Here is a 472-nt window from a genome sequence, read left to right on the forward strand (position 1 = left end):
GGCCACGCGTGCTGGCCAGCTCGACCTCGGCGCCCAGCGCGATCAACAGCGGCATGGAATCGCCGATGGGCGAGCCGTTGGCGACGTTGCCGCCCAGCGTGCCGGCGTTGCGCACCGGCAGGCCGGCAAAGCGCGCCGCGAAGCGCGCCAGCTGCGGCCAGCGCGCCACCAGCGCAGCGAAGGCCTCGGTCAGCGACACGGCGGCGCCGATGCCCAGGGCGCCGTCCTGCTCGCGGATCTGGCGCAATTCGTGCGCGCGCGTCACGTCGAGCACGCGCTCGAACTGCCGGTGGTGTTTGGTCACCCACAGGCCGACGTCGGTGCAACCCGCGACCACCTGCGCCTCGGGGTGCGCGGCGCGCGCCGCGAGCAGCTCTTGCAGGGTTGTCGGCGCCAGGTAGCTCGGTGCCTCGGCAGGCGCTGGCGTGGCCGGAGCCTGCAGCGACGCCAGCAGCCGCAGCAGCGCCGGCTC

The 472-nt window shown here is 74.8% G+C and carries 1 protein-coding gene; it reads right to left on the reverse strand.

The annotated features are described in order from the left end of the window. On the reverse strand, positions 1-472 hold a 472-nt coding region (locus A612_RS15830; RefSeq protein ID WP_040437224.1), incomplete at both ends, for an FAD binding domain-containing protein.

It is taken from the genome of Melaminivora alkalimesophila, from assembly GCF_000282995.1.
Classification (GTDB): domain Bacteria; phylum Pseudomonadota; class Gammaproteobacteria; order Burkholderiales; family Burkholderiaceae_C; genus Melaminivora; species Melaminivora alkalimesophila.